This is a genomic window from Rhodococcus tukisamuensis NBRC 100609 (assembly GCF_001894985.1).
Classification (GTDB): Bacteria; Actinomycetota; Actinomycetes; order Mycobacteriales; family Mycobacteriaceae; genus Rhodococcus_G; species Rhodococcus_G tukisamuensis.
Window position 1 is genome coordinate 38,646 of record NZ_BCXG01000003.1, and the last position, 22,611, is coordinate 61,256.

The following is a 22,611-nucleotide window of genomic DNA, read 5'->3' on the forward strand; positions in this document are numbered from 1 at the left end:
GGGGTCCTCCTAGTGCACGTGGGTGGTCAGCCTGGTGGACAACTCCCACAGGGCTGAGGCGGTCGAGGGGTCGGTGGCGTGGTCGCTGGCCGCGCCGACTCCGCAGTCGGCAAGGTAGGCGCCGCCGACCGCGTCTAGCTCGGGCGCGGTCGCTCCCCACGCCGTCGTCGCCGCGGCGGCGGCGGGGATGGATTTCAGCTTCGTCAACACGTTCGGGGTGCCGGCCGACATCCGCTTCATCTCCGCCATGTCGCCGGAGGACATGTGGCGTGCGAGTCCGGTGGCGCACACCCCCGGATGAACCGAGAAGGCATGCACGCCATGTTCTCCGGTCCGTCGCTCGAGTTCGACGGTCATCAGGACGTTCGCGGACTTCGACTGGCCGTAGGCGACGAACTTGTCGTAGGCGCGGCTCTCGAAGTTCGGATCGACGAGATCGACGGGGTGAGCCCGGTGCGCGTCCGAGGACAGCGTGACCACCCGAGCCGGGACTCCGGATCGGTCGGCGGCGGCCGTCAGCATCGGCAGTAGCAGCGTGGTCAGCGCGAAGTGGCCGAGGTGGTTGGTGCCGAACTGCAGCTCGAACCCGTCCCGGGTGCGTTCGAACGACGTGTACATCACCCCGGCGTTGTTGATCAGGATGTCCACCGACAGCCGCCTCTCGGACAGCCGAACCGCCAGGGCACGAATGCTTTCCAGGTTCGTGAGGTCGACTCCGAACACGTCTGGTTCGGCGGCGGGGTGCGCTTCGCGGATCGCGGACGCCACGGCGCCGGCCGCGGCGGTGTCGCGGGCGGTGAGGACGACGTGTGCGCCCGCGCCGGCGAGCGCCCTGGCCGTCTCGCCGCCCAGACCGCTCGTCACCCCGGTGACGAGGACGGTGCGACCGCTCAGGTCGACTCCGGCGAGGACGTCGTCCGTGGTGAGCGCGGCGCCAGTGGAGCGCTGGGCATCCGGGGTGGTCGCCGTGCGCTCGGTGGGCCGCGTCATGCCGGCGCGACCTCCCGCCACTGCGTGGACAGTCGCGAGGTCCACCGGGGGGCACGACGCTCCGTGAACGCGCGAACGCCCTCGGCGGCATCGGGTTTGCCCATCACCCGCAGGTGCAGCTCCGTCTCGAGGGCCGCCACCTGCTCCGGCCCGTACCCGCGCCGGACGGTCTGCCACAGCAACCTCTTCGACAGCGCGGCCGACATCGGTGCCACATTCACCGCGATGTCACGAGCGATGTCCAGTGCGGCGGGCAGCACTTCGTCCGCCGGCAGGCTACGGCTCGCCAGGCCCAGCCGGACCGCCTCGGCGCCGTCGAAGGTGCGACCCGTCAGCAGGATGTCCGCCGCGGCCGCCATGCCGGCGATGTGCGGAACGGTCCAGTGCGACATGGCATCCGGGATCACCCCGCGGCGGACCTGGGGGATCGAGTACTTGGCGTCGGTGGCGAAGATCCGGATGTCGGCCTGCATCGCGAGCGTCAGCCCGATGCCGATGGCGTGCCCGTTCACCGCGGCGACGACGGGCTTGCGCAGGTCGAAGGCCGGCGGATTGACGGGCGAGGCCGTGAACGTGTCGCTGTCGGGTGCGGCGAAGGTGCCGTCCCCGCCGGCCAGGTCGGCGCCCGCGCAGAACGCCGGGGGCGCGCCGGTGAGGACGATCGCCCGGACGTCGTCGTCGTCGTCGAGTGTCCGATATGCCTCCCCCAGCGCCCGGCCCATCTCCTTGGTGAACGCGTTGCGCCGCTCGGGCCGGTCGAGGGTCACCACCGCGACCCCCTGCTCGACAGTGACGGACACCCCGGTCGTCATCGAGCCGCCTTCACGGCCGAGATCATCTCTGCGACATGCGCATCCGATACCGGATAGCCGGGGAAGTAGCAGCACACCCGGTCCGCGTGGTCGCCGAAGCGGGCAACGATCTGCGCCGCGCACTGCTCGGGTGTGCCGTGCACCGCGAGGGTGCCGAGCATGTCGTCGTCGATCAGCTCCGTCATCGCGGCGAACTCGCCGCGCTTGGACAGCGCGTTGAGTTCCGGCTGCACGTCCGCCCAGCCCTCCACCTCGAGCACCGGCCGGTAGGCCGGGGTGGATCCGTAGAACCCGAGCAGGCCCCGCACACCCCGGGCCGCGGCGGCGAGCTCATCCGGCGTCCGGCCGACACCCACGATCACCTGGGGGTAGATCGAGAGGTCCGATCGCGACCGTCCGCCGCGCTCGAGTCCCTCCTCGATGGCCGGCACGGTCCGCTCGCGGAAGTGCCGAACGCTGTTGAACGGCATCACGAGCAGCCCGTCCGCAACCTCGGCTGCCGCCCGCGTCATCAACGGCCCCAGTGCGCCGAGGCAGATCTCCGGGGGACCGTAGGGATTGGGTCCGGGGTTGAAAGTGGGCGGCATCAGGGTGTGCGTGCTGAACTCGCCCTGAAACTTCAGCGGCGCCTGGCCTTCCCAGGCCGCGAAGATCGCCTTGATCGCGAGCACCGTCTCGCGCATGCGGGCGGCGGGCTTGGACCACTGTGCGCCGTATCGCTTCTCGATGTGCGGCCGGATCTGCGAGCCGAGGCCCAGCCGGAACCGCCCGCGGCTCAGTGTCTGCAGGTCATAGGCGGTGTGGGCCAGGTGCAGGGGGCTTCGAGGCAGTGCGATCGCCACGTTCGTCATCAGGTCCGCCGAGGTCACGGTCGACGCCGCGACGAGCGGGACGAACACGTCGTGGGCGCCCTCGAAGGTGAACAACCCGTCCGCACCCAGCGCGACGAGTTCACGCGCCCGCACGGCCGCGTCCTCGGGGCGGCCGTTCAACTGCACGTCGATCTTCACCGGTGGACCGCCTTGGTGTCCGCCGCCTCGGCCGCGTGCGCGGCCAGGACGTACAGGGCGCCGGCGAGCGAATCGACGAAGCTCGCCTCGTCCGCCGCTCCCCGGGTGAGGCCACGCATCGTCGTGGCGCCGGAGAGCAGGTCGAACAGGAACATCGCATCCGCCCCGGCGTCGATCTCCCCGCGGGCGACGGCGCGGTCCAGCAGGTCCCGGAACGCCTGGCGCACCGGCCCCCCGATGGCGAGCAGGCGCTGGCGCGCCTCCTCGGACTGGGAATCGGCAAGCAGGCCTGGCACCCCGGCGCGCGCGGCGGGACGCGCGGCCCGGACCAGGAAGACCCGTACCCACGTCGCGAGGTCGGCGCGCAGATCTCCGGACTCCTCGGGCAACGGATGCCCGCCCGTGCCGTGCACGGCTTCCTCGATCAATGCCTCACGGGTCGGCCACCGCCGGTAGATGGCCGGTGTGTTCACCTCGGCCATCCGGGCAATTGCGGCCACCGTCGTCTGCTGGTACCCCACCTCTGCCAGCAGGCGACGCGTGGCGGCCAGTACCGCCTGGTCTTTGCTCAGGTCACGTGGACGCCCAGTGCGGGCCGATGTCTCAGGCTTCACCATTACATATTAACCCGTTACATTAGTCGTGACGGACGCTTCGCAGGAATACGAACCGAGACCGACGCAAGACGGTGGATACACCGAGGAGACACGATGAACGACGACCTCGCGGACAAGGTCCCGCCTTCCCGTCGGAACGGACGCTCGTCGAGGAGGCCCGTCGACATCCCCTGCGCCGGCTCGGGCGTCACGCAATCCGGACGAACTCGCCCACTACCGCAGCCCGACCCGTGGCAGACGGGCTCGGCCCTGAGGTGCGTCAACCCCGCAACCCTCGAGCAGATCGGAACCGTCGCGGTCACCACCGCCGATCAGCTCGACGGCATGCTCACGCGAGCGCACCACGCGTTCGCCGGCTGGCGCATCGACCGCGAGGCGCGGCAGCGGTATCTCGCCGACTGCGCCCGCGAGCTCCTGCAGGCCGTCGACACCCTCGCGCCCCTGCTGACCATGGAACAGGGCAAGCCCCTCCGCGAATCCGAGGGCGAGATCCGACTCGCCGCCCAGTGCCTGGCCGATGCCGCCAATATCGGCTGGGACGACGATGCCCTCGCCCACCGCTACGACGGACGCACCGCCGTGGTGGAATACCGGCCGGTCGGGGTCGTCGCCGTACTCGTCCCTTGGGACCTGCCGATCCTCCGCATGGCTGTAAAGGTCGGCCCCGCCCTCGCCGCCGGTAACGCCGTCGTCGTCGAGCCGCCGCCCACCGTTGCGCTCTCGGTCACGCGGACCGTCGAACTCCTGGGCGCAGTGCTCCCGGCCGGAGTCCTCGACGTCTCGGTCGGCACCCGCAGGGCAAGCAGTGCCCTGGTTGCCCACCCGAAGGTTCGCCTGGTCTCCTACGGCGGCTCCCGCGACGGTGCGCAGCGGATCGCCCGCCAGGCGGCTCAGCACCTCACACCGGCGACGGTGACCACGGCCTCCGGCGCGGCCGCACTACTGCTCTGCGACGCACCCGCCGACGACGCAGCAATCGCACTGGCCCGGAGCGCCTTTGCCAACTCGGGGCAGACACTGGACGCCCCCAAGAGTGCCTACGTCCCTGCCGATCTGGTGGACGACTTCTGCGACGCGTTCGTCGAGGCCGTCCGGCCGCTGACCGTCGGCGACGGCATGACCGCCGGCATCACGGTCGGCCCACTGCACAGCGCCGGGCAGCTGGCCGTCACCGAAGACCGTCTCCGCCAGTCCATCGCGTCCGGCGGGGTGCTCGTCACGGGCGGTGGCCGCGGCACCAACCTACCGGGACACTTCCTGGAGCCAACCCTGTTGCAGGACAGGGACGGATCGGCCATCCCCGAGACAGCGAACAGCGGCCCGGTATTCACTGTCATCGGCTACCACGACCTCGACCAGACACTCGACCGCATCAACGAGCCCTCGTATGTCCTCAGCACCTCTGTGTGGGGGTCCGACCTCGACCGAGCCGCCAAGGTTGCCGAGCGCATCGACGCCGAATTCGTGTCGGTCGGCCGGCGCGAAACCACCGGTACGGCATGGCCGTTCGAGGCCTACGCCGACCGCGCCGTCGCCGAGTTCCTGCGCCGCCGCGTCATCACGCACTGACCCGCGGCCCCTGCCCCCATCGCCACCACCAGACCCAACCCACCACAGGAGGAACAACATGCACGACGCCGTCATCGTCGACGCCGTTCGAACGCCCATCGGAAAGCGCGGCGGGTCCCTGTCCGACCTGCACCCGGCCGACCTGTCCGCCCACGTCCTGGCGGCCCTCACCGGCCGCGTCGGCATCGACCCCGCCGAGATCGAGGACGTCATCTGGGGATGCGTCGTCCAGGCCGGTGAGCAGGCGGGCAACATCGCCCGCACCGCCGCGCTGGCAGCCGGCTGGCCCGAGTCCGTCCCGGGTACCACCGTCAACCGTGCCTGCGGCTCGAGCCAGCAGGCGTTGAGCTTCGCCGCCGCATCGGTGATCGCCGGGCACGCGGACTTCGTCGTCGCCGGTGGCGTCGAGTCCATGAGCCGGGTGCCGATGGGCAGCGCGGCAAAGGAGGGCAGTTCGGCCACGCCGCCGAGCGTGCAGGCGCGCTACGGCGTGGACAGCTTCAGCCAGGGCCTGGGTGCCGAGATGATGGCCGAGCGCTGGAACCTCGACCGCCGTACCCTCGACGAGTACGCGCTGCGCTCGCACGAGCTCACCGCCCAGGCCATCGACACTGGCGCCTTCGACTCGCAGCTCGCGCCGGTAGAGGGCCGGCTCGCCGTCGACGAGGGGCTGCGCCGCGGCGGTTCGATCGACAAGCTCGCGACGCTGAAGACCCCGTTCAAGGAGGACGGGGTCATCCACGCGGGCAACGCATCCCAGATCTCCGACGGGGCGGCGGCACTGCTGGTCACGACCGGCAAGATCGCCGCGGACCGCGGCCTGTCCCCCATCGCCCGCATCCACACCGTCGCGGTCACCGGCGACGACCCGGTGATGATGCTCAGCGGCCCCATCTCCGCCACCGCGAAGGCGCTCTCCCGCTCGGGCCTGTCCATCGAGGACATCGGCGCGTTCGAGGTCAACGAGGCCTTCGCCCCCGTGCCGCTCGCCTGGCTGGCCGAGACCGGCGCCGACGAGAAGCGCCTGAATCCGCTCGGCGGCGCCATCGCCGTCGGACACCCGCTCGGTGGTTCCGGCGCGATCCTCATGACCCGGCTCGTCCACCACATGCGCGACAACGGAATCCGTTACGGACTCCAGACCATGTGCGAGGCCGGCGGCATGGCCAACGCGACCATCGTCGAACTTCTCTGACCTCGAAGGACTCTCGCATCATGGAACTCAAGGGAATCTCCGTCGCCGTCACCGGCGGCGCCTCCGGGCTCGGCAACGCGACAGCGAGGCGGCTGATCGACGCCGGCGCCATCGTGACCCTCGTCGACCTGCCGACCTCCGACGGCGACGCCGCCGCACGGGATCTCGGCCCGAACGCACGCTTCGCACCCGCCGACATCACCGACGCGGAACAGTTCGCCGCCGCGCTCGACGCGGCGACCGAGGACGGCGAACTCCGCGGCCTCGTCCACTGCGCGGGCAGCGGCCGCGGCATGCGGATCCTCGACAAGCACGGCAACGCCGGCTCGCTCGAGGACTTCGAGCACGTCATCAAGCTCAACCTGGTCGGATCGTTCAATGCACTGCGTCTTGGCGCCGAGCGCATCGCGAAGACCGACGAGGTCGACGGCGAACGCGGGGCGATCGTGATGACCGCGTCCGTCGCGGCCTTCGAGGGGCAGATCGGCCAGATCAACTACACCGCGTCCAAGGCCGGGATCGTCGGCATGACCCTGACCGCCGCCCGCGACCTGGCGACCCGGCGCATCCGGGTGTGCACTATCGCGCCGGGAATCATGGACACGCCGTTGCTGTCCGGGATGCCCGACGCGATGCGCGCCGGCCTCGAGGCCTCGGTGCCCAACCCGTCGCGACTGGGGCGTGCGGACGAATTCGGCCAGCTCGCGGTGTCGATCCTCGAGAACCGCTACCTCAACGGCGAGACCATCCGGCTCGACGGAGGAATCCGCATGGCGCCCCGGTGACCTGCTGACGCACAAAAACACGCGATCGGTTCCTGCCGCTGGCAGGAACCGATCGCGTGGAAGATCTTCAAGTTGCGCCGATCGCCGGCGCCGCCGGGATCAGCCGGTGATGTTGCTCGCCTGGTTGCTCCAGGCGGTCTGGCTGAAGAGTTCGCCGGTGCCGGAGACGAAGGCGCCGTGCGCGTACTCGTCGCCTTGCAGCTTGTCCATGTTCCAGGCGGTGAGGACACCGAGGAACCCCTGCACGCCGCTGACGCAGCCCGGGTCGTTCGGGGGGCAGCCGGGCTGGCCCTGAATGTCGTTGTGGTTCGGGCCGTTCAGCGTGGCCATCGCCTTCTGCACCGAATCCGGAGTGGCTGCAAAGTAGCCCTGCGCGGACTGGGGGCCGATCTGCTCCAACGGAAGCGGCTGGGTGGACGGCGAGATGGGGCTGCCGGAGCCGTTGACGTAGAGGACGGAGCCGGTGGTGAGTTTCGTGGGATCCGCGCACACGGTCATCGCCGGTTCCAGCTTCGGCATGTTGAGCGTGCACATGAACTGCCCGGGGAGCTCGATCGGGACCGCGGTCTTGATGGCGCCGCCGGAAGTGATGGCGGCGTTCAGGGTGCCGACCGCGCCCTGGGAGTGGCCCATTGCGCCGATGTTGTCGGTGTCCAGCGTCTGGTAGAAGACGCTCGACGGGTCATCGTTCTGACCCTCGAGGAAGTCCACCGCCTGCAACATCTCCTGGCCGGAACCCGTATTGGTGTTGTCGGGTGCGATCACCACGAAACCCCAGGACGCCAGGTGCGAGAGCAGGTAGTCGTACTGGAAGGGATGCGCCCAGGTGCCGTCACCCCAGGTGATGATCGGGTGCTCGGTGCCGTCCGCACCGAGGTCGGTGGGGTACCAGACGTCGAACTTGTGGCCGGAGGAGTCGCAGCAGCCGAACCCCTGCTGCTTGGTCACCTCCCACGGTCCACGTTCGGAGTACGTGGCTTCGACGGACTTCGTCGGCGCGGCGCCCGGCGCGGGTGCACCGGCCTGCGCCGTGGCCCCGGACCCCAGCAGAGCCAGGGTTACCGCGGCGAGGAGCACTACACCTCTACTCAAGCGACTTTTCATACGCCCGAGACTAGCCACCACACCTAACGCCCCTTAGGTCTTGTTATAAAATCGTTATGAAGTCCGGGCCGCCGCAGGTCGCCGCGCCGGAGCGTCCCCCTCGTCGTTAGGCTCGCCTTGTGACTGAGCGACAGCGGGGCGGACGAGCAGCCAAGGCGGAAGCCAGGCGCGAGGCCATCCTCGACGCCGCGATGGCCGAGATCGCGGAGAGCGGGTATCGTGCCACCACGCTCGCCGCGGTGGCCGCGCGCGTCGGACTGACGCAGCCGGGCATTCTGCACTATTTCCCCAGCAAGAAGCACCTGCTGATCGGCGTGCTCGAGGCCCGCGACCAGTGGGACACCGCGGCCATTCTCTCGAGATCGACGGACGTGAAGCTGTCCCACCTCGAACAGATCGTGGAGTTCAATGCGGAACGCCCTGGCGTTGTCCAGACGTACACGGCACTGGCTGCGGAGAGTGCGACGGGACAGCATCCGGCACGCGAGTTCTTCACCGAGCGGTACGCCGCGGCCCGCGCCGCCTTCACCGGCTTCCTGCACCAGGAGTTCGGCGACCGCATGCCGGGCGGACTCACCCCCGAGCAGGCGGCACCGCTGCTCATCGCCGTACTCGACGGCATTCAGATCCAGTGGCTGCTGGCCCCGGACGAGGTGGACATGCCCGCGGCCTTCCGCAACCTCGTCACCCTGCTCACCGCGGCCGAGCGGGCGGAGGACCCGGCCGACCTGCGCTAGCCGAGGCCTCCACTCGATCCGCATCGATAACTTTTTCATAACGACGCCTAATGAATGTTAGGTAAAATGTAGCCTGGCTGTATCGCCGGTCCGGCGGACCCGCGCCCGCGCCCGCGGCGTCGTGGTCGCACCACGAAGGAGTTCACGATGGAAGACGAAGCGATCCGCGAGGCCGTCGAATCGGCGCTCGCCAAGCTGGATCTGGACGCGAAGGCGCGGCTGCTCCAGGGGCAGGACATCTGGACGCTGCCGCCGCTCCCCGAGATCGGTCTCGGCTCCGTCGTGATGTCCGACGGCCCGGTCGGCGTGCGCGGGGCCAGCTGGGGTCCGGAGGACCCGTCGGTCCTGCTGCCCTCCCCGACCGCGATGGCCGCGTCCTGGGATCCCGAACTGATCGCCCGGGCGGGGACGCTGCTCGCGCAGGAAGCGCGCCGCAAGGGTGTGCACCTGCTGCTCGCCCCCACCGTGAACATGCACCGCACCCCCGTCGGCGGCCGGCACTTCGAGGCGTACTCCGAGGACCCGCTGCTCACCGGCGCCATCGGCTCCGGCTTCGTCCGCGGCGTGCAGTCCGGCGGCGTCGGCGCCACCGTCAAGCACTTCGTCGCCAACGACGCCGAGACCGACCGCATGTTCGTCGACAACATCGTCTCCCCCGAGGCCCTGCGCGAGATCTACCTCGCCCCGTTCGAGGCGATCGTCCGCGACGCCGGCCCGTGGGCCATCATGTCCGCCTACAACAGCGTCAACGGCACCACGATGAGCGAGCACGCGGAGCTGCTGCGCGGCGTCCTCCGCGACGAGTGGGGCTTCGACGGCATCGTGGTCTCCGACTGGATGGGTACGCGTTCCACGGTGGGCGCGATCCTCGGCGGCCTCGACGTCGCGATGCCCGGCCCGGTGTCCGTCTACGGCGAGCTCCTGGTCAAGGCGGTCCAGGACGGCGAGGTCGACGAGGCCGTGGTGGACGAGGCCGTGCGCCACGTCCTGCTGCTCGCGGCGCGCGTCGGCCTGCTCGAGGGCGCCCCGGCCGCGGTCTCCGAGCTCCCCGCCAAGGTCGACGGACGCGAGATCGCGCGTGAGGTCGCCCGGCGCTCCTTCGTGCTCGCCCGCAACGCCGAGGTCGACGGCGCCGCCGTGCTGCCGATCGCCCCCGCCGAGACCACCGTCGCCCTCATCGGCCTCGCCGCACGCGAAGCCCGGGTGCTCGGCGGCGGCTCCGCCATGGTCTTCCCCGAGACCGTCGTCTCCCCGCTCGACGGGCTGACGGCCGCGCTGCCCGAGGGCACGCTGAGCTACAACGTCGGCACGGTGCTCAGCGAAGAGATGGGCGTCGCCGACCGCGGGTTCGACCTGCGCGCACGCTGCCTCACCGCGGACGGCTCGCTGCAGCGCGAGCTCCCGCTGGCGGACGGCAACATCATGTGGATGGGCGATCTCCCCGAGGGCATCGACTACCCGTCGCTGCAGACCATCGAGATCCTCGGCACCTTCACGCCGGAGCTGTCCGGCCCGCACCGCTTCGGTACCAAGGGCATCGGCCAGTTCACCCTGTCCGTCGACGGCGAGACCGTGTTCGAGGGCGAGCAGGCCCTGGAGAGCTTCGACCCGTTCGAGATGTTCTTCGGCTCGCCGAAGGACCGCGCTGTCGTCGAGCTCGAGGCGGGGCGGCCCGTCGAGGTCTCCCTGCGGTACGACCCGATGAAGATGGAGGGCGCACCCATCGCCGTCGTCAGCTTCGCCCTGGGCCATCTCGAGCCGCAGCGCGATCCCGAGGAGCTGATGGCCGAGGCCGAGGCCGCCGCGGCCCAGGCCGATGTGGCCGTCGTCGTCGTCGCGACCACCGACAAGGTGGAGTCGGAGGGCTTCGACCGCACCACCCTCGCGCTGCCCGGACGCCAGGACGAGCTGGTCGCCCGCGTCGTCGCGGCGAACCCGCGCACCGTGGTGGTCGTCAACTCCGGCGCCCCCGTGGAGATGCCGTGGCGCGACGACGTCGCCGCGGTGCTGCTGAGCTGGTTCCCCGGCCAGGAGGCGGGCTCGGCGCTGGCCGAGGTGCTCACCGGCGCTGCCGAGCCCGGCGGCCGGCTGCCCACCACCTGGCCCGCCACCCTCGCGGACTGCCCGGTCACCGAGGTCACCCCGACCGACGGCAAGCTCGCCTACACCGAGGACCTGTTCATCGGCTACCGCGCCTGGGACCGGTCCGGCGTCGCGCCCGCGTACTCGTTCGGGCACGGCCTCGGCTACACCACCTGGGAGTACGAGGACGTCGAGTGGGACGGCGAGACCGTCACGGTCCGGGTCCGCAACACCGGATCCCGGCCGGGACGCGAGGTCGTGCAGGTCTACCTCGCCCCGGTCGACGGCGACCCGTCCCGGCCCGTCCGCGCGCTGGTCGGCTTCGCGGGCGTCGAGGCGGCTGCCGGCGAAACCGTGACGGCGACCGTCACCCTGCCGCAGCGCGCCTTCGAGGCATGGGACGAGACGAGCCGGAAATGGGCCTACCGCCCCGGCGCTTATGACCTGATGGTCGGCGGCTCCTCCGCCGACTGCCCCCTCGCCCTGCCCATCGAAGCGGCCGTCTGACAGCTCAGCTGTCGAGCACGGCCCGAGATCGTGCCGGCCCACCGTCCCTCGCGGTGGGCCGGCCTGTGGACCATCCCCGGCACACCGTCCCTCGCGGTAGGACGGGCATGGTCAGGAAATGCCCCGTCCCCGAGCCCGCTGCCTGAAATGGCGCGGGCTCGGTGACGGGGCATTCTTTCGAATCGGGCATCGCATTGAACACTTTGGCGTAATTTGTTCAACATGCTCAGCGGGAACGACGGGGCAGGGATCGCCGACCCACCCCTCGAACTGGTTCGTGTCGCCGCAGAATGCGTGCGGCGCAACGGGGTTCGAGGATTCCGCCTGAGCGAGGTCGCCACCTCGGCCGGGGTGTCCCGGGGGACGGTGTACAACGCCTTCGGTGACAAACAGGCGGCCATCAACGCCGGACTCGCCTACCTCTGCAGCGCCTTCATCGATGGGCTGGCCGCCGCCGTGACGCCCAAGGAGACGCTGCGAAGCCAGGTCGGGGAGGCGGCCGCCCTCATCTACCAACACGCCACCACCCCGCAGGCCCTGGTCCCGCCGCTGCGCACCGAGAGCATCATCGCGACGCTGCTCGAGCACTACGGCGACCAACTCTGCCGCACCTGGGCCGCCTTCTGGGCCACGCTTGTCGCCGACGCCCAGCGGCGCGGCGAGGTGGACGCCGGCCTGGACACGATGCACGCCGGCGACCTGATCGTGCGGGTCCTCCTGAGCCTGGAGATCCTGCCGTTCTCGGTGGCCGGATTCAGCAGCGCGGACGACGCACGGACGCGCATCGGCGACCTCATGCTCGACGGGCTGGCACCACGTCACTGACGACCAACAGGAATGAGTTGGCATGACACACGAGTACGTCGACGTCGCCGTCATCGGCGCCGGGCCGGGCGGCATCACCGCCGCGCACCACCTGCAGAAGGCCGGCATCGAGGACTTCGTCATCCTCGAACGCAGCGACGACTTCGGGGGCAGTTGGCGCGACAACGTCTACCCCGGCCTGTCCGTGGACGTGCCGACGCTGTTCTACCAGTTCCCCTTCGCGCGCAAGCCCGACTGGTCGCGTCTCTTCCCGACGGGCCCGGAGATCCAGGAGTACAACCGGAGGGTCGCCGGCGACCTGAACCTGCACAAGTACTTTCGCGGAAACTGCACCGTCCGCCGAGAGGTGTGGGACGAGTCGGAGCGGCTGTGGGTGCTGCACATCGAGGACGATGCCCCCGTGCGCGCGCGGTTCGTCATCAACGCCGTGGGCGGCTACGTGAACGCCAAGTCCGCGAACGACATCGAGGGACTCGGAGAGTTCGCCGGAACCGTCCTGCGCCCGAACGCCTGGGACCCCCACTACGACTGGTCCGGCAAACGGGTCGCGGTGATCGGCACCGGCTCGAGTTCAGTGCAGATCGTCCCGGCCATCTACCAGCAGGCCCGCAGCGTCGAGATCTACCAGCGGACACCGTCCTGGATCCTGCCCAAGCCCGACGTCGCGCTGTCCGCACGGGCCCACCGCCTCCTCTCGATCCCCGGCGCCGGCGCCGTCGTCAACGGGTCCGCGCTGGCCGCCATGGAACTGCCGATGCAGTTCCTCTGCAACGTGCTGCCACTGCTGCCACGCAAGTTCCTCGCCGCGGTCATGCCGCAGTACGACCGGATCTGGCAGTCGATCTACCGATCCCTGTTGCGGCGCAACGTCACCGACGATGGCATTCGCGATGCTCTGGTTCCCGACTACGGCATCCTCGCCAAGCGGCCGGTGCTGTCGAGCAGCTTCTTCCCCGCGCTCGCGGATCCGTCCGTGTCGCTGGTCGTCGACCCGATCGAACGGGTCACCGCCGACGGCATCCGCACCTCGGACGGCACCGAGCGCCCGTACGACCTGATCGTCGCGGCCACCGGATACGAGTTGTTCACCGACCCGGAGACGTACCTCAGCGGCGCCGTCGTCGGCCCCCACGGGTTCGACCTGGCCGACGACTACCGCCGCAACGGGCTGCGTAGCTACGGCGGCAGCGCGCACCCGGGCCTGCCGAACCGCTGGTCGCTGGTCGCCCCGCAGGGGTACGTCGGCATCGCGTGGCACACATTCGTGGACCTGACCGCGCGGCACGCCGTGCGGGTGATCACCGAGACCGGACGGAGGGGTGCGACGGTGGCACAGGTACGCACCGAGGCGTTCGCCCGGTGGGTGCGCAAGATGCACCGCCACGGCAAGGCAATCAGCGCCTACACCGTGGACAGCAACCCCGGCCTGCGCACCTACTTCGTCAACTCGCAGGGCGAGGCCCTCTACTACCGGCCGCAGACCATCAGCGGTGCCTTCTGGTTCAGCCGGTTCTCATCGTTCGACGACTACGCATTCGACTACACACTCACGGAGGTTCAGACATGAGCTCACTCGCAGGGAAAGTCGCCTATGTGACGGGAGCGGCTCGGGGACAGGGCCGTTCGCATGCGGTTCGAATGGCGCAGGCGGGGGCGGACATCGTGGCCGTCGACGTCTGCGAACAGGTCGCCGAGTTCAGCGGCTACCCGATGGCCGAGCCCGCCGATCTCGAGGAGACCGCGCGGTTGATCGAGTCCGAGGGACGCAAGGTCCTGACCCGGCAGGTCGACGTGCGGGACCTGGCGGGCCAGCAGGCGGTGGTGGCCGACACGATCGAGACCTTCGGCCGTCTCGACGTCGTGGTCGCCAACGCGGGTGTGTGCAACTGGGGCCGAATCTGGGAGATCTCGGCCGAGCAGTTCCAGGAGACCGTGGACGTCAACCTGACCGGGGTGTGGAACACGATCAAGGCGACGGTGCCGGCGATGATCGAGGCCGGCAACGGCGGGTCCATCATCACGGTCGGCTCGTCGGCGAGCGTGAAGGCGCCTCCCGGCTGCGGCCACTACGCCGCGGCCAAGTTCGGGGTCGTCGGCCTGACCAAGGCCCTGGCGGTGGAACTGGGCGAGTTCGGCATTCGCGCGAATTGCGTTCTGCCGTACGGCACCAACACGGCGCTGGGCAACGACACCTCGATGTACAAGCTCTTCGAGCAGTACCCCACGTACGTCTACAGCTACCCGCCCAACCTGCTCGAGACCGACGCTCTGGTGGAGCCGGCGGAGATCTCGGAGGCCGTCGTGTGGCTCGCCGACGACGCCTCGGCCGTGATCACCGGCGCGCAGATACCGGTGGACAAGGGGTTCCTCGCGCGCTGACCGAACCGGGTTCACCCGGTGGGGTCGGCACCGTGCCGACCCCACCGGCACTTCACATGAGCACGAGCTGGCGTACCGACTCGGGCGGCGGGGTGCCCCCGGCCACCCAGGGTGCGGGCACCGGCTCACCGGCGACCGTCCGCAGCGGGACCACGCCGGCCCATCCGCCGGAGTCCGTCGACGGCGCGGGCGGCGGCGCGTCGCGCACCTTGACCGTCCAGCATCCGGGTTCGATGGGCAGGGCCATCGCCAGCGTCGCCGCGAGCTCCTTCTTCAGGTTCGTACGCACCTCCGCGCTACGACCGGGGATCAGCGAATCGGACAGCAGGTCGAGGGCGCTCACCGCCTCGTCTCCGCTGAAGCCGGTCAGGCAACCGCGTACGACGGCCGACCGGTAGTTGGCCGTGGAGTCGAAAAGCGTGTCCGCCACCACGATTCCGTCGAGCATCGTGACGGAGAACGCGGAGGGCGCACCGGCCGCGACGTGTCGCAGTGCACCCGCGCCCGTCGAGCCGTGCAGCACGATGCGGTCGCCGTCGCGGGCGTAGAGCATGGGCACCACCCACGGCATTCCGTCCACCACCGTCGCGAGGGTGCCGACCGCCGCCGCGTCGAGCACCGCGTCGAGGTCGGCCCGGTGGCCACTGGCGAGTTCTGGGTATCTCCTGATCCGGTCCATGCACCGAATCGTGCAGGGTTTCCGGACTGCTCAACAGGTCCAGAACTACACCAAACAGCCAGACCACTAAGTTGGCAGACATGTCCCGTCACTCCCCCGACCTGAACCTCGCGTTGCGACTGCCGGTCAGCGCGTCGCCGCTGCGGCACCGCATCGCGGAGGCGATCGTCGAGCAGGTCCGGCTGGGCCGGCTCGGCCCCGGGGACGCGCTCCCGTCGACGCGCACGCTGGCCGCCGACCTCGCGGTGTCCAGGTCCTCCGTGGTCGACGCCTACGACGAGCTCGTCGCCGCCGGCTACGTCGTCGCGCGTCCGGGTTCCGGCACCCGGATCGCGGAAGGCGCAGACTCCGCGGCCACCGCGGGGGCCGCCTCACACGTCCCGACGACGGCCGCCGTGACCGCGTCGGCGCACCCGCCGCGTCGGCCCCCGCCGACGTGGGATCTCACCCCGGGCCATCCCGACGCCTCCCTCGTCTCGACCACGGACTGGCGCCGGGCCTGGCGGGCGGCCGCCGCCGCACCCGTGCAGTTCACCCCGCCGGGTCCCGGCGGCCACGCCGAGCTCCGGCTCGCCCTGGCCGGACACCTGCGCCGCACCCGCGGCATCGTCGCGGACCCGGACGACCTGGTCATCGTGCCGGGTGTGGCATCGGCCCTGCGCGCCATCACCGTGGCGGCCGGGCTCGCGGGACGCGATGTCGCGTTCGAGGAGCCAGGCTATGTCGACGCCCGCCGGGCGCTCCAGATGTCCGGCGCCCGAACGCGTTCCGTCGAGGTGGACGGCGACGGCCTCGACCCTCGGTCGCTACTCGAGACCGATGCGGCCGTGTACTGCACGCCCGCACACCAGTACCCGCTCGGCGCCCGCCTCCCCGCACCCCGTCGTGCCCGACTGGTCGAATGGGGCGCCGCGACCGGGAGGCTGCTCATCGAGGACGACTACGACGGCGAGTTCCGGTACGACGTGTCCGCGCTGCCGGCGCTGCGCAGCCTGGACGGCGGCCGCGAGTGCGTGACCTACATCGGCACCGCCTCCAAGGTCCTCACCCCGTCGCTGCGGCTGGCCTGGATGCTGCCGCCGCGAGCGCTGCGGGACCCGGTCTCCGAGGCGCTCGCACTCAGCGGCGAAACCGCCTGCGCCGTCACCGGACTGGCGTTCGCCCGGTTCATCGAGTCGGGTGCCCTCACCCGGCACCTCGCGCGGGCGTCACGCACCTACTCCGCACGCCGGACGGCCCTGGTCACCGCGCTCCGGCGGCACGGCACGGGCGTCCGCCTGGACGGCGTCGAGGCGGGGCTGCACCTGGTGCTCCGACTGCCGGACGGATGCGACGACGACGCGATCGCCGCGGCGCTGAGTCGCCGCGGGATCACGGTGCCGCCGCTTTCCGCGTACCTCGCCGACCGGGGCACCTCCCGGGGGCTGGTGTGCGGCTACGCGCGTCTCCCGGAAACCCAGGCGGACACCGTGGCGGCGGTCATCGCCGACGTGGTGCGGCGGCACCTCTGCCGACCGGACAGCTGACGGCCGCGCACCCACCGGCGCAGGTCAGGTCAGGTCGAACCGGTCCAGGTTCATCACCTTGTCCCACGCGGAGACGAAGTCCGCCACGAACTTCGGCTGCGCGTCGTCGCTCGCGTACACCTCGGCGAGCGCCCGCAACTGCGAGTTCGACCCGAAGACGAGATCGACGGCGGTCGCCGTCCACCTGGCCTCGCCCGTGCCGCGAGCGCTGCCCTCGTACACGTTCTCCGACTCGGCGGACGCCTTCCACTCCGTGCCCATGTCGAGCAGGTTCACGAAGAAATCGGTGGTCAGCGCCTCGGGCCGGTCGGTCAGGATGCCGTGGGCGGACTGTCCGTAGTTGACATTCAGAGCGCGCATCCCGCCGACAAGCACCGTCATCTCCGGGGCCGTCAGCGTCAGCAGGTTCGCCTTGTCCACCAGCAGTCGCTCGGCGGGCGTCTTCTCCCCGGCGCGCAGGTAGTTGCGGAACCCGTCCGCCCGGGGCTCGAGCACCTCGAACGCCTCCACATCGGTCTGCTCCTGGGCGGCGTCGGTGCGACCCGGTGCGAACGGGACCGTGACGTCGTGCCCGGCGTTTCTCGCCGCCTGCTCGACGGCCGCGCATCCCGCCAGGACGATCAGATCGGCCAACGAGATCCTGATGCCGTCGGACCGCGCGCCGTCGAAGTCGGCGCGTATCCGTTCGAGGGTCGCCAGCGTCTCCGCCAGCGCGGCCGGGTCGTTGGACTCCCAGTCCTTCTGCGGCGCGAGGCGGATCCGTGCCCCGTTGGCGCCGCCGCGGTTGTCGGTGCCGCGGAAGGTGGCCGCCGACGCCCACGCGACCCCCACCAACCGGGAGACGGACAGCCCCGAGGCGAGGACCGTGGCCTTGAGCGCGGCGATCTCGTCCGGCCCGACCAGGTCGTGGTCGACCGCGGGGACGGGGTCCTGCCACAGCTGCGGCTCCGGCACCCACGGACCGAGATAGCGCGTCACCGGCCCCATGTCACGGTGCAGCAGCTTGTACCAGGCCTTGGCGAACTCGTCGGCCAACTCCTCCGGGTGGTCCAGCCAGCGCCGGGTGATCGGACCGTACGCCGGGTCGAGCCGCAGCGAGAGGTCCGTGACCAGCATCGTCGGGGCCCGCCCCGCCGACGCATCGAACGGGTCGGGAATCGTGCCCGCACCGGCACCGTCCTTGGCCGTGAACTGCCACGCACCCGCCGGGCTCTTGGTCAGCTCCCATTCGTAGCCGTACAGGAGCTCCAGGAAGGTGTTGTCCCACTTCGTCGGCGTGGGCGTCCACACGACCTCGAGGCCACTGGTGATCGCGTCCTTGCCCACGCCGGTGCCGAAGGCACTCTTCCAGCCCAGTCCCTGCTGCTCGATCGGCGCGGCCTCGGGTTCGGGTCCGACGAGGTCGGCCGGGCCCGCGCCGTGGGTCTTGCCGAAGGTGTGACCGCCGGCGATCAGTGCGGCGGTCTCCACGTCGTTCATCGCCATCCGGCGGAAGGTCTCCCGGATGTCGACGGCCGCGGCGATCGGATCCGGCCTTCCGTTGGGCCCTTCCGGATTCACGTAGATCAAGCCCATCTGCACGGCGCCGAAGGGACCGGTGAGTTCCCGGTCGCCGGTGTAGCGCTCGTCGCCGAGCCAGGTGTCCTCCGGCCCCCAGAACACCTCGTCCGGCTCCCAGATGTCGTCACGGCCGAAGCCGAAGCCGAACGTCTTGAACCCCATCGACTCCATCGCGCAGTTGCCCGCGAAGACCAGCAGGTCCGCCCAGGAGAGCTTGCGGCCGTACTTCTGCTTGACCGGCCAGAGCAACCGGCGTGCCTTGTCCAGGCTCGCGTTGTCGGGCCAACTGTTGACGGGGGCGAACCGCTGGGCGCCCTCGCCGGCGCCGCCCCGGCCGTCCGCGATGCGGTAGGTGCCGGCCGCGTGCCAGCTCATCCGGATGAACAGCGGCCCGTAGTGGCCGTAGTCCGCCGGCCACCAGTCCTGCGACGACGTCATCAGCTCGATGACGTCCCGCTTCAACGCTTCCACGTCGAGCGTCTCGAACGCCGCCGCGTAGCTGTAGTCCTCGCCCATGGGATCGGCCAGCGGCGAGGGCTGGCGCAGCGCCTGCAGGTCCACTTGGTTGGGCCACCAGTCCCGGTTGGTCCTGGGCTGGTGTTCCTGCGGCGACGGGGAGTCCATTGCCGGGCATTCGCTTTCACTGTTGGACACGGCGAACCTTCCTTCCGGGAGTGCGTGAATCGGTAGTCACCGACGTGGTCGCGAATCCAGTGATGTCGACTCCGCAGGAGTGGCGGACGAGACGACGGTGGGCCCCGGCACGGGGCTTCTGCCGCGAGACGGTGCCGACGGGTGGACGGTCGCGCACAGCCTCTGGTCGCGCGGCCCGCGGGCGGGTCGCGCGCAGCTCGATCAGACGCAGCGGCGCTGCGTAATCCCCCGTCGAGGGCACACCTACACAATGGCGCGTTTTTCCGGAGTGAGTCAAGAGTTCGGGCGACCGTGGTCGCCCGGCGTCCGCGATTCGAAGGAAGGCAGTTCGAACGGGAGGACGCGGCGGGGACGCGATCGAATCGACGCCCCGCCGCTCACCGCCAGTCCGGGTGCGTCAGGCGGACTCGACCACCGACTGTCCCGCCGGCGTCCGCACGGTCTTCGACGTGGTCACCCCGGCGTTCGGGTTCAGCTTGTCGACGGACCGGAACTGGAATCGCGCCTCGCCAGCGTCGGCCTCGAGCACCCCGTAGCCGTGACTGACCATGTCGACGTGCTTGACGTGCGGGTTCTTGGCCCGTCGGCTGAGCTCCTCGGCCCGCGCGCCGTCGGGGTCGGAGCTGCCGGTGGCGCCGCCGTCACCGGTGTTTCCGGAGGTGACCGACGGGACGACGAACTCGACGCCAGCGCGGCGGGTGCCGGCGGTGTTCCCCTGCGCGCCGCTGACCGTGCCGGGCGCAAATCCGGTGTCCCACAGCTCGCCGGCCCACCCGTCGTGGTCGTCACCGGTGACCAGGACCATGTTCTCGATCGACTGGGCCGCGGTGGACAGGATCTCGTTCCGCTCGGCGCCGTACCCGTCCCAGGTGTCGTAGTAGCCGCGGGCGCCGTCGTCCTCGGTCACCATGCCCATCATCATGCTGGCGTTCGCCACGACCTTCCACCGCGCGTCCGACCCGGTCATGCCGTCGAGCAGCCAGTTCTTCTGAGTCGCGCCCAGCATGGTCCGGCCCGGAGCATCGGCGTCCGGGCAGACGGTGTGGTCCACGTCGCCGCCCGGCTGCACGTCGCGGTACTGCCGGCTGTCCGGCGCGAACAGCTCCACCGTCTTGCCCACCCGAAGCGAGCGGTAGGTCCGCAGCGGGTCGTCGGCGAACCGCGGCACCGGCATGTGCTCGAACCACGACTGCCACGCCCACTGCTTCTTCTGCTGGAATCCGACCGCGCTGTCGATTGGCGCGACCACCGGGAAGGTCCAGCCGTCCTTGCTGTAGTTGTTGCGGAACTCGTGGTCGTCCCAGATCGGGATGAAGGCGTGCTGGCTGTGCATCAGCCGCAGGTCGGCGTCCGCGCGGTACTTGCGGTACTTCGCGCGCATGCCCTCGATGGTCTGCGGGAAGGGGTTGGTGTCAAGGCCCCGGACGCCCGGCTTGGTGAACTCGTACACGTAGTCGCCGAGACACACGACGAAGTCGAGGTCCTCCTCGGCGAGGTGCCGGTGCGCGCCGTAGTAGCCCTCTTCGAAGCCCTGGCAGGTGAACCAGCCGATGCGGACCGGCTCGTTGGAGTCGGCGGGCCGCAGCGTCCGGAACCGACCGACCTCCGACTCACCCCCGTTGCCCCGGAACTGGTAGTAGTAGGACTCCCCCGGAGCCAGCCCGTTCACGTCGAAATGCACTGTGCCATCGTCTTCTTCGCGAACCTGAACCCGCTCGGCGAGCACCGGGCTGGACAGGTCCTCACGCTTGGACACGATCAGGGCCAGCTCGCCGCCCGCCGCGCTGCTGCCGCTGCTACCGGCGCTGCCGGCCCCCAGGCTGCCGGGATCGATGCTGCCGGTCCCCAGGCTGCCGCTGCCGCCCGCGCCACCGACCCGCGTCCACAAGGTCGCCCCATCGGTGCGCGGCACCCCGGCCATGACGCCGTTGCCGAACTCCGGGTTGCGGATCAGCCCCGCCCCTGCGTCCGGGGCCTGGCGCAGCACCGGCGTGGCGCTCGCATTGGCGGGCAGCAGACTCGCGCCGGCGAGCGCGGACAGGCCGGTCAGGAGGGTGCGACGGGAGACGTTGCGGGGCGAAAGAGACACGAGCCACCTCAGGGATGTAGGAGGGTAGACGCTCAGACCCTAATCCCTGATTCACAGTTTGTTGGTCAATTGTTCACCGAACGCGGGTAGCGCCTGGACGAATCCGCCGCGCCTGTGTCGCCGACGGCAACGTCGGGGCAACGGCCCTGACCAGTGCCGTTCCATGGACGACCTCCGCACGTCACGAACGAGCCAGTGAGTTGGTGGTCCAGAGCATCAACGCATGTCAGGACACGACCGCACCCGAGGACACCGCACAGGGCAGAATACCGACCACCATGCTCACCACCGGACCCGTTCCGACGCTCGCCGGCGGGGCGTTGAGGAACGCGAAGCCCTGGGACCCGGTGGTCATGTTGGTCCACTGGACGACGGCACCGTTCCACTTCGACTGCGGCGCCGTGGTGGTGTAGTTGATCCGGTCGGGCGCCACCCGGTCGGCGGTGAACGTGAGCCACTCACCAGGTGCGCAACTCGATATCGAGGACGGCAGGAAGGGGGCGGGAGCAGCCGACGCAGCGGCAGGAACCGCCAGCGAGAGCGCTCCGGCCGCCGCGATCAGGGCCGCCGTTCGACCAAAAGCTTTGCGGGTGAACATTGGAATTCCTTTCGTCGAACCCGGGTTCGCCTGCTCCAGTTCGCGAATCCGCATCACCTAGAGTGGCCGTCGTCCTTCTTCCCGTGGTCCGCAGAGAAGCAAGCGAAGACAATCGTATCCCCGGCCGAACCAGTTGCCGCCCAGCCAAACCCGACCATCCACCTGTACACCGTCGAAACTCACCACATCGAAGCGCCGCGTCCTCCAGCCGAGGAGCGGGCGATGCCGACATGATTGGCCGATGAACCGGAACACGGATCCACGACGGGTCGGTGCGCTGTACACCGTCGAAATTCTCCTCGAGGCAATCTCCGAGTGTGATCGCTGGTCGATTGCGCGCCGGGCAACCGGACCACTGCTGGGACAACTTCTCGCGGCCGAAGGCTCCGGAGGTTCGCACCCGCGCCCGCACCTGCTGGGGGCGCCGCGACTGAGCCTGACCGCACACCCTCTCGCGGTCGTCGACGACGACGTGGCCGTGGTGATCGGCGCCGTGACCGAGGGGACCCGGCCCGACCCGACACCGCTCGTCGCCGTCTTGATCCGCTCGACCATAGATCCGCGGCACTGGCTCGTCGCGGCACTCGAGACCACCGCCGAGATCGCCCAGGACACCCGCCGAGCGGTCGCCCGCGGCGAATACACCGAGTCGGCCGACGCCGCGACCATCGCCGCGCACGGCCCCCTCGACCCGACTGCGACTGCGGTCGACTGGGCCGACCCCACCGCGGTACTGCGCAACCATGCGAACGGAACGGTCACCGTCGCGGACACCCTCGCCCAACTTGCCAACTACGACCGGTCGGCCTGGCCGTCGCTCGCAGACGAGGCAATTACGTTCTGCGGCCAGTACCTTCGCGCCCGGCATCCCGAGCTGGTCCGCGAGTACTGAC

General features: G+C 70.2%; 19 protein-coding genes. 10 read left to right on the top strand and 9 right to left on the bottom strand.

Translation table 11 applies throughout. From position 1 onward, the window contains the following. Positions 1-9: 9 nt before the first annotated feature. The 4 genes from RT2_RS04155 to RT2_RS04170 are packed head-to-tail and all read right to left on the bottom strand — an operon-like array spanning position 10 to position 3,426. The gene (locus RT2_RS04155) at positions 10-990 is read right to left on the bottom strand and encodes an SDR family NAD(P)-dependent oxidoreductase (RefSeq protein ID WP_083577081.1); all 981 of its coding nucleotides are present in this window, start codon (positions 988-990) and stop codon (positions 10-12) included. Next, positions 987-1,802: an enoyl-CoA hydratase/isomerase family protein gene (locus tag RT2_RS04160; protein ID WP_072843275.1), complete on the bottom strand. Its 816-nt coding sequence runs from the start codon at positions 1,800-1,802 to the stop codon at positions 987-989. The genes RT2_RS04155 and RT2_RS04160 overlap by 4 nt, the downstream gene beginning before the upstream one ends. Continuing rightward, positions 1,799-2,812 (bottom strand): TIGR03617 family F420-dependent LLM class oxidoreductase, encoded by a 1,014-nt coding sequence (locus tag RT2_RS04165; protein ID WP_072843276.1) that lies wholly within the window; start codon positions 2,810-2,812, stop codon positions 1,799-1,801. Before RT2_RS04165 ends, RT2_RS04160 begins: the two co-directional genes overlap by 4 nt. Next, the gene (locus RT2_RS04170) at positions 2,809-3,426 is read right to left on the bottom strand and encodes a TetR/AcrR family transcriptional regulator (protein WP_245709214.1); all 618 of its coding nucleotides are present in this window, start codon (positions 3,424-3,426) and stop codon (positions 2,809-2,811) included. Before RT2_RS04170 ends, RT2_RS04165 begins: the two co-directional genes overlap by 4 nt. Before the next feature lie 96 nt (positions 3,427-3,522). On the opposite strand from RT2_RS04170, the gene RT2_RS04175 reads away from it, so the two are divergent. From RT2_RS04175 to RT2_RS04185, 3 genes are read left to right on the top strand one after another with little or no spacing between them, the layout of a single operon-like run. Beyond that, positions 3,523-4,998, top strand: coding sequence for an aldehyde dehydrogenase family protein (locus RT2_RS04175; RefSeq protein WP_072843278.1), 1,476 nt, complete (start codon positions 3,523-3,525; stop codon positions 4,996-4,998). 58 nt (positions 4,999-5,056) lie between these two features. Beyond that, the gene (locus RT2_RS04180) at positions 5,057-6,193 is read left to right on the top strand and encodes a thiolase family protein (protein WP_072843279.1); all 1,137 of its coding nucleotides are present in this window, start codon (positions 5,057-5,059) and stop codon (positions 6,191-6,193) included. A 20-nt stretch (positions 6,194-6,213) separates the two neighbouring features. After that, positions 6,214-6,978, top strand: coding sequence for an SDR family NAD(P)-dependent oxidoreductase (locus tag RT2_RS04185; protein WP_072843280.1), 765 nt, complete (start codon positions 6,214-6,216; stop codon positions 6,976-6,978). A gap of 99 nt (positions 6,979-7,077) precedes the next feature. Here RT2_RS04185 and RT2_RS04190 read toward each other — a convergent pair whose 3' ends face one another. Beyond that, entirely contained in the window at positions 7,078-8,070 is a 993-nt protein-coding gene (locus tag RT2_RS04190; RefSeq protein WP_139191154.1) for a poly(ethylene terephthalate) hydrolase family protein, read from the bottom strand. 131 nt (positions 8,071-8,201) lie between these two features. Here RT2_RS04190 and RT2_RS04195 point away from each other — a divergent pair, with 131 nt between their 5' ends. The 5 genes from RT2_RS04195 (at position 8,202) to RT2_RS04215 (ending at position 14,612) form a co-directional block, all read left to right on the top strand. Further along, on the top strand, positions 8,202-8,819 hold the full coding sequence (locus RT2_RS04195; RefSeq protein WP_072843282.1) for a TetR/AcrR family transcriptional regulator: 618 nt from the start codon (positions 8,202-8,204) through the stop codon (positions 8,817-8,819). Positions 8,820-8,966: 147 nt separating this feature from the next. After that, positions 8,967-11,408, top strand: a complete 2,442-nt coding sequence (locus tag RT2_RS04200; RefSeq protein ID WP_072843283.1) for a beta-glucosidase — start codon at positions 8,967-8,969, stop codon at positions 11,406-11,408. 222 nt (positions 11,409-11,630) lie between these two features. Further along, positions 11,631-12,233: a TetR/AcrR family transcriptional regulator gene (locus RT2_RS04205; protein WP_072843508.1), complete on the top strand. Its 603-nt coding sequence runs from the start codon at positions 11,631-11,633 to the stop codon at positions 12,231-12,233. A 22-nt stretch (positions 12,234-12,255) separates the two neighbouring features. Continuing rightward, positions 12,256-13,800, top strand: coding sequence for a flavin-containing monooxygenase (locus tag RT2_RS04210; protein WP_072843284.1), 1,545 nt, complete (start codon positions 12,256-12,258; stop codon positions 13,798-13,800). Further along, positions 13,797-14,612: a mycofactocin-coupled SDR family oxidoreductase gene (locus RT2_RS04215; RefSeq protein WP_072843285.1), complete on the top strand. Its 816-nt coding sequence runs from the start codon at positions 13,797-13,799 to the stop codon at positions 14,610-14,612. The genes RT2_RS04210 and RT2_RS04215 overlap by 4 nt, the downstream gene beginning before the upstream one ends. A 52-nt stretch (positions 14,613-14,664) precedes the next feature. Here RT2_RS04215 and RT2_RS04220 read toward each other — a convergent pair whose 3' ends face one another. Continuing rightward, positions 14,665-15,291, bottom strand: coding sequence for a pyridoxamine 5'-phosphate oxidase family protein (locus RT2_RS04220; protein ID WP_072843286.1), 627 nt, complete (start codon positions 15,289-15,291; stop codon positions 14,665-14,667). An 80-nt stretch (positions 15,292-15,371) separates the two neighbouring features. Between RT2_RS04220 and pdxR the strand changes: the two genes are divergently transcribed. Further along, on the top strand, positions 15,372-16,817 hold the full coding sequence (gene pdxR, locus RT2_RS04225; protein WP_072843287.1) for a MocR-like pyridoxine biosynthesis transcription factor PdxR: 1,446 nt from the start codon (positions 15,372-15,374) through the stop codon (positions 16,815-16,817). Between the two features lie 24 nt (positions 16,818-16,841). On the opposite strand, the gene katG is transcribed toward pdxR, so the two are convergent. The 3 genes from katG to RT2_RS04240 all read right to left on the bottom strand — a co-directional run bounded on the left by katG (position 16,842) and on the right by RT2_RS04240 (position 21,718). Beyond that, complete coding sequence (gene katG, locus RT2_RS04230) at positions 16,842-19,001, bottom strand: catalase/peroxidase HPI (RefSeq protein WP_083577059.1); 2,160 nt, start codon at positions 18,999-19,001, stop codon at positions 16,842-16,844. A 427-nt stretch (positions 19,002-19,428) separates the two neighbouring features. Next, positions 19,429-21,120, bottom strand: coding sequence for an alkaline phosphatase D family protein (locus tag RT2_RS04235; RefSeq protein ID WP_072843289.1), 1,692 nt, complete (start codon positions 21,118-21,120; stop codon positions 19,429-19,431). Between the two features lie 226 nt (positions 21,121-21,346). Beyond that, positions 21,347-21,718, bottom strand: a complete 372-nt coding sequence (locus RT2_RS04240) for a hypothetical protein (protein ID WP_072843290.1) — start codon at positions 21,716-21,718, stop codon at positions 21,347-21,349. A gap of 241 nt (positions 21,719-21,959) precedes the next feature. Here RT2_RS04240 and RT2_RS04245 point away from each other — a divergent pair, with 241 nt between their 5' ends. After that, on the top strand, positions 21,960-22,610 hold the full coding sequence (locus RT2_RS04245) for a hypothetical protein (protein WP_072843291.1): 651 nt from the start codon (positions 21,960-21,962) through the stop codon (positions 22,608-22,610). The last annotated feature ends 1 nt before the right edge of the window (position 22,611 follow it).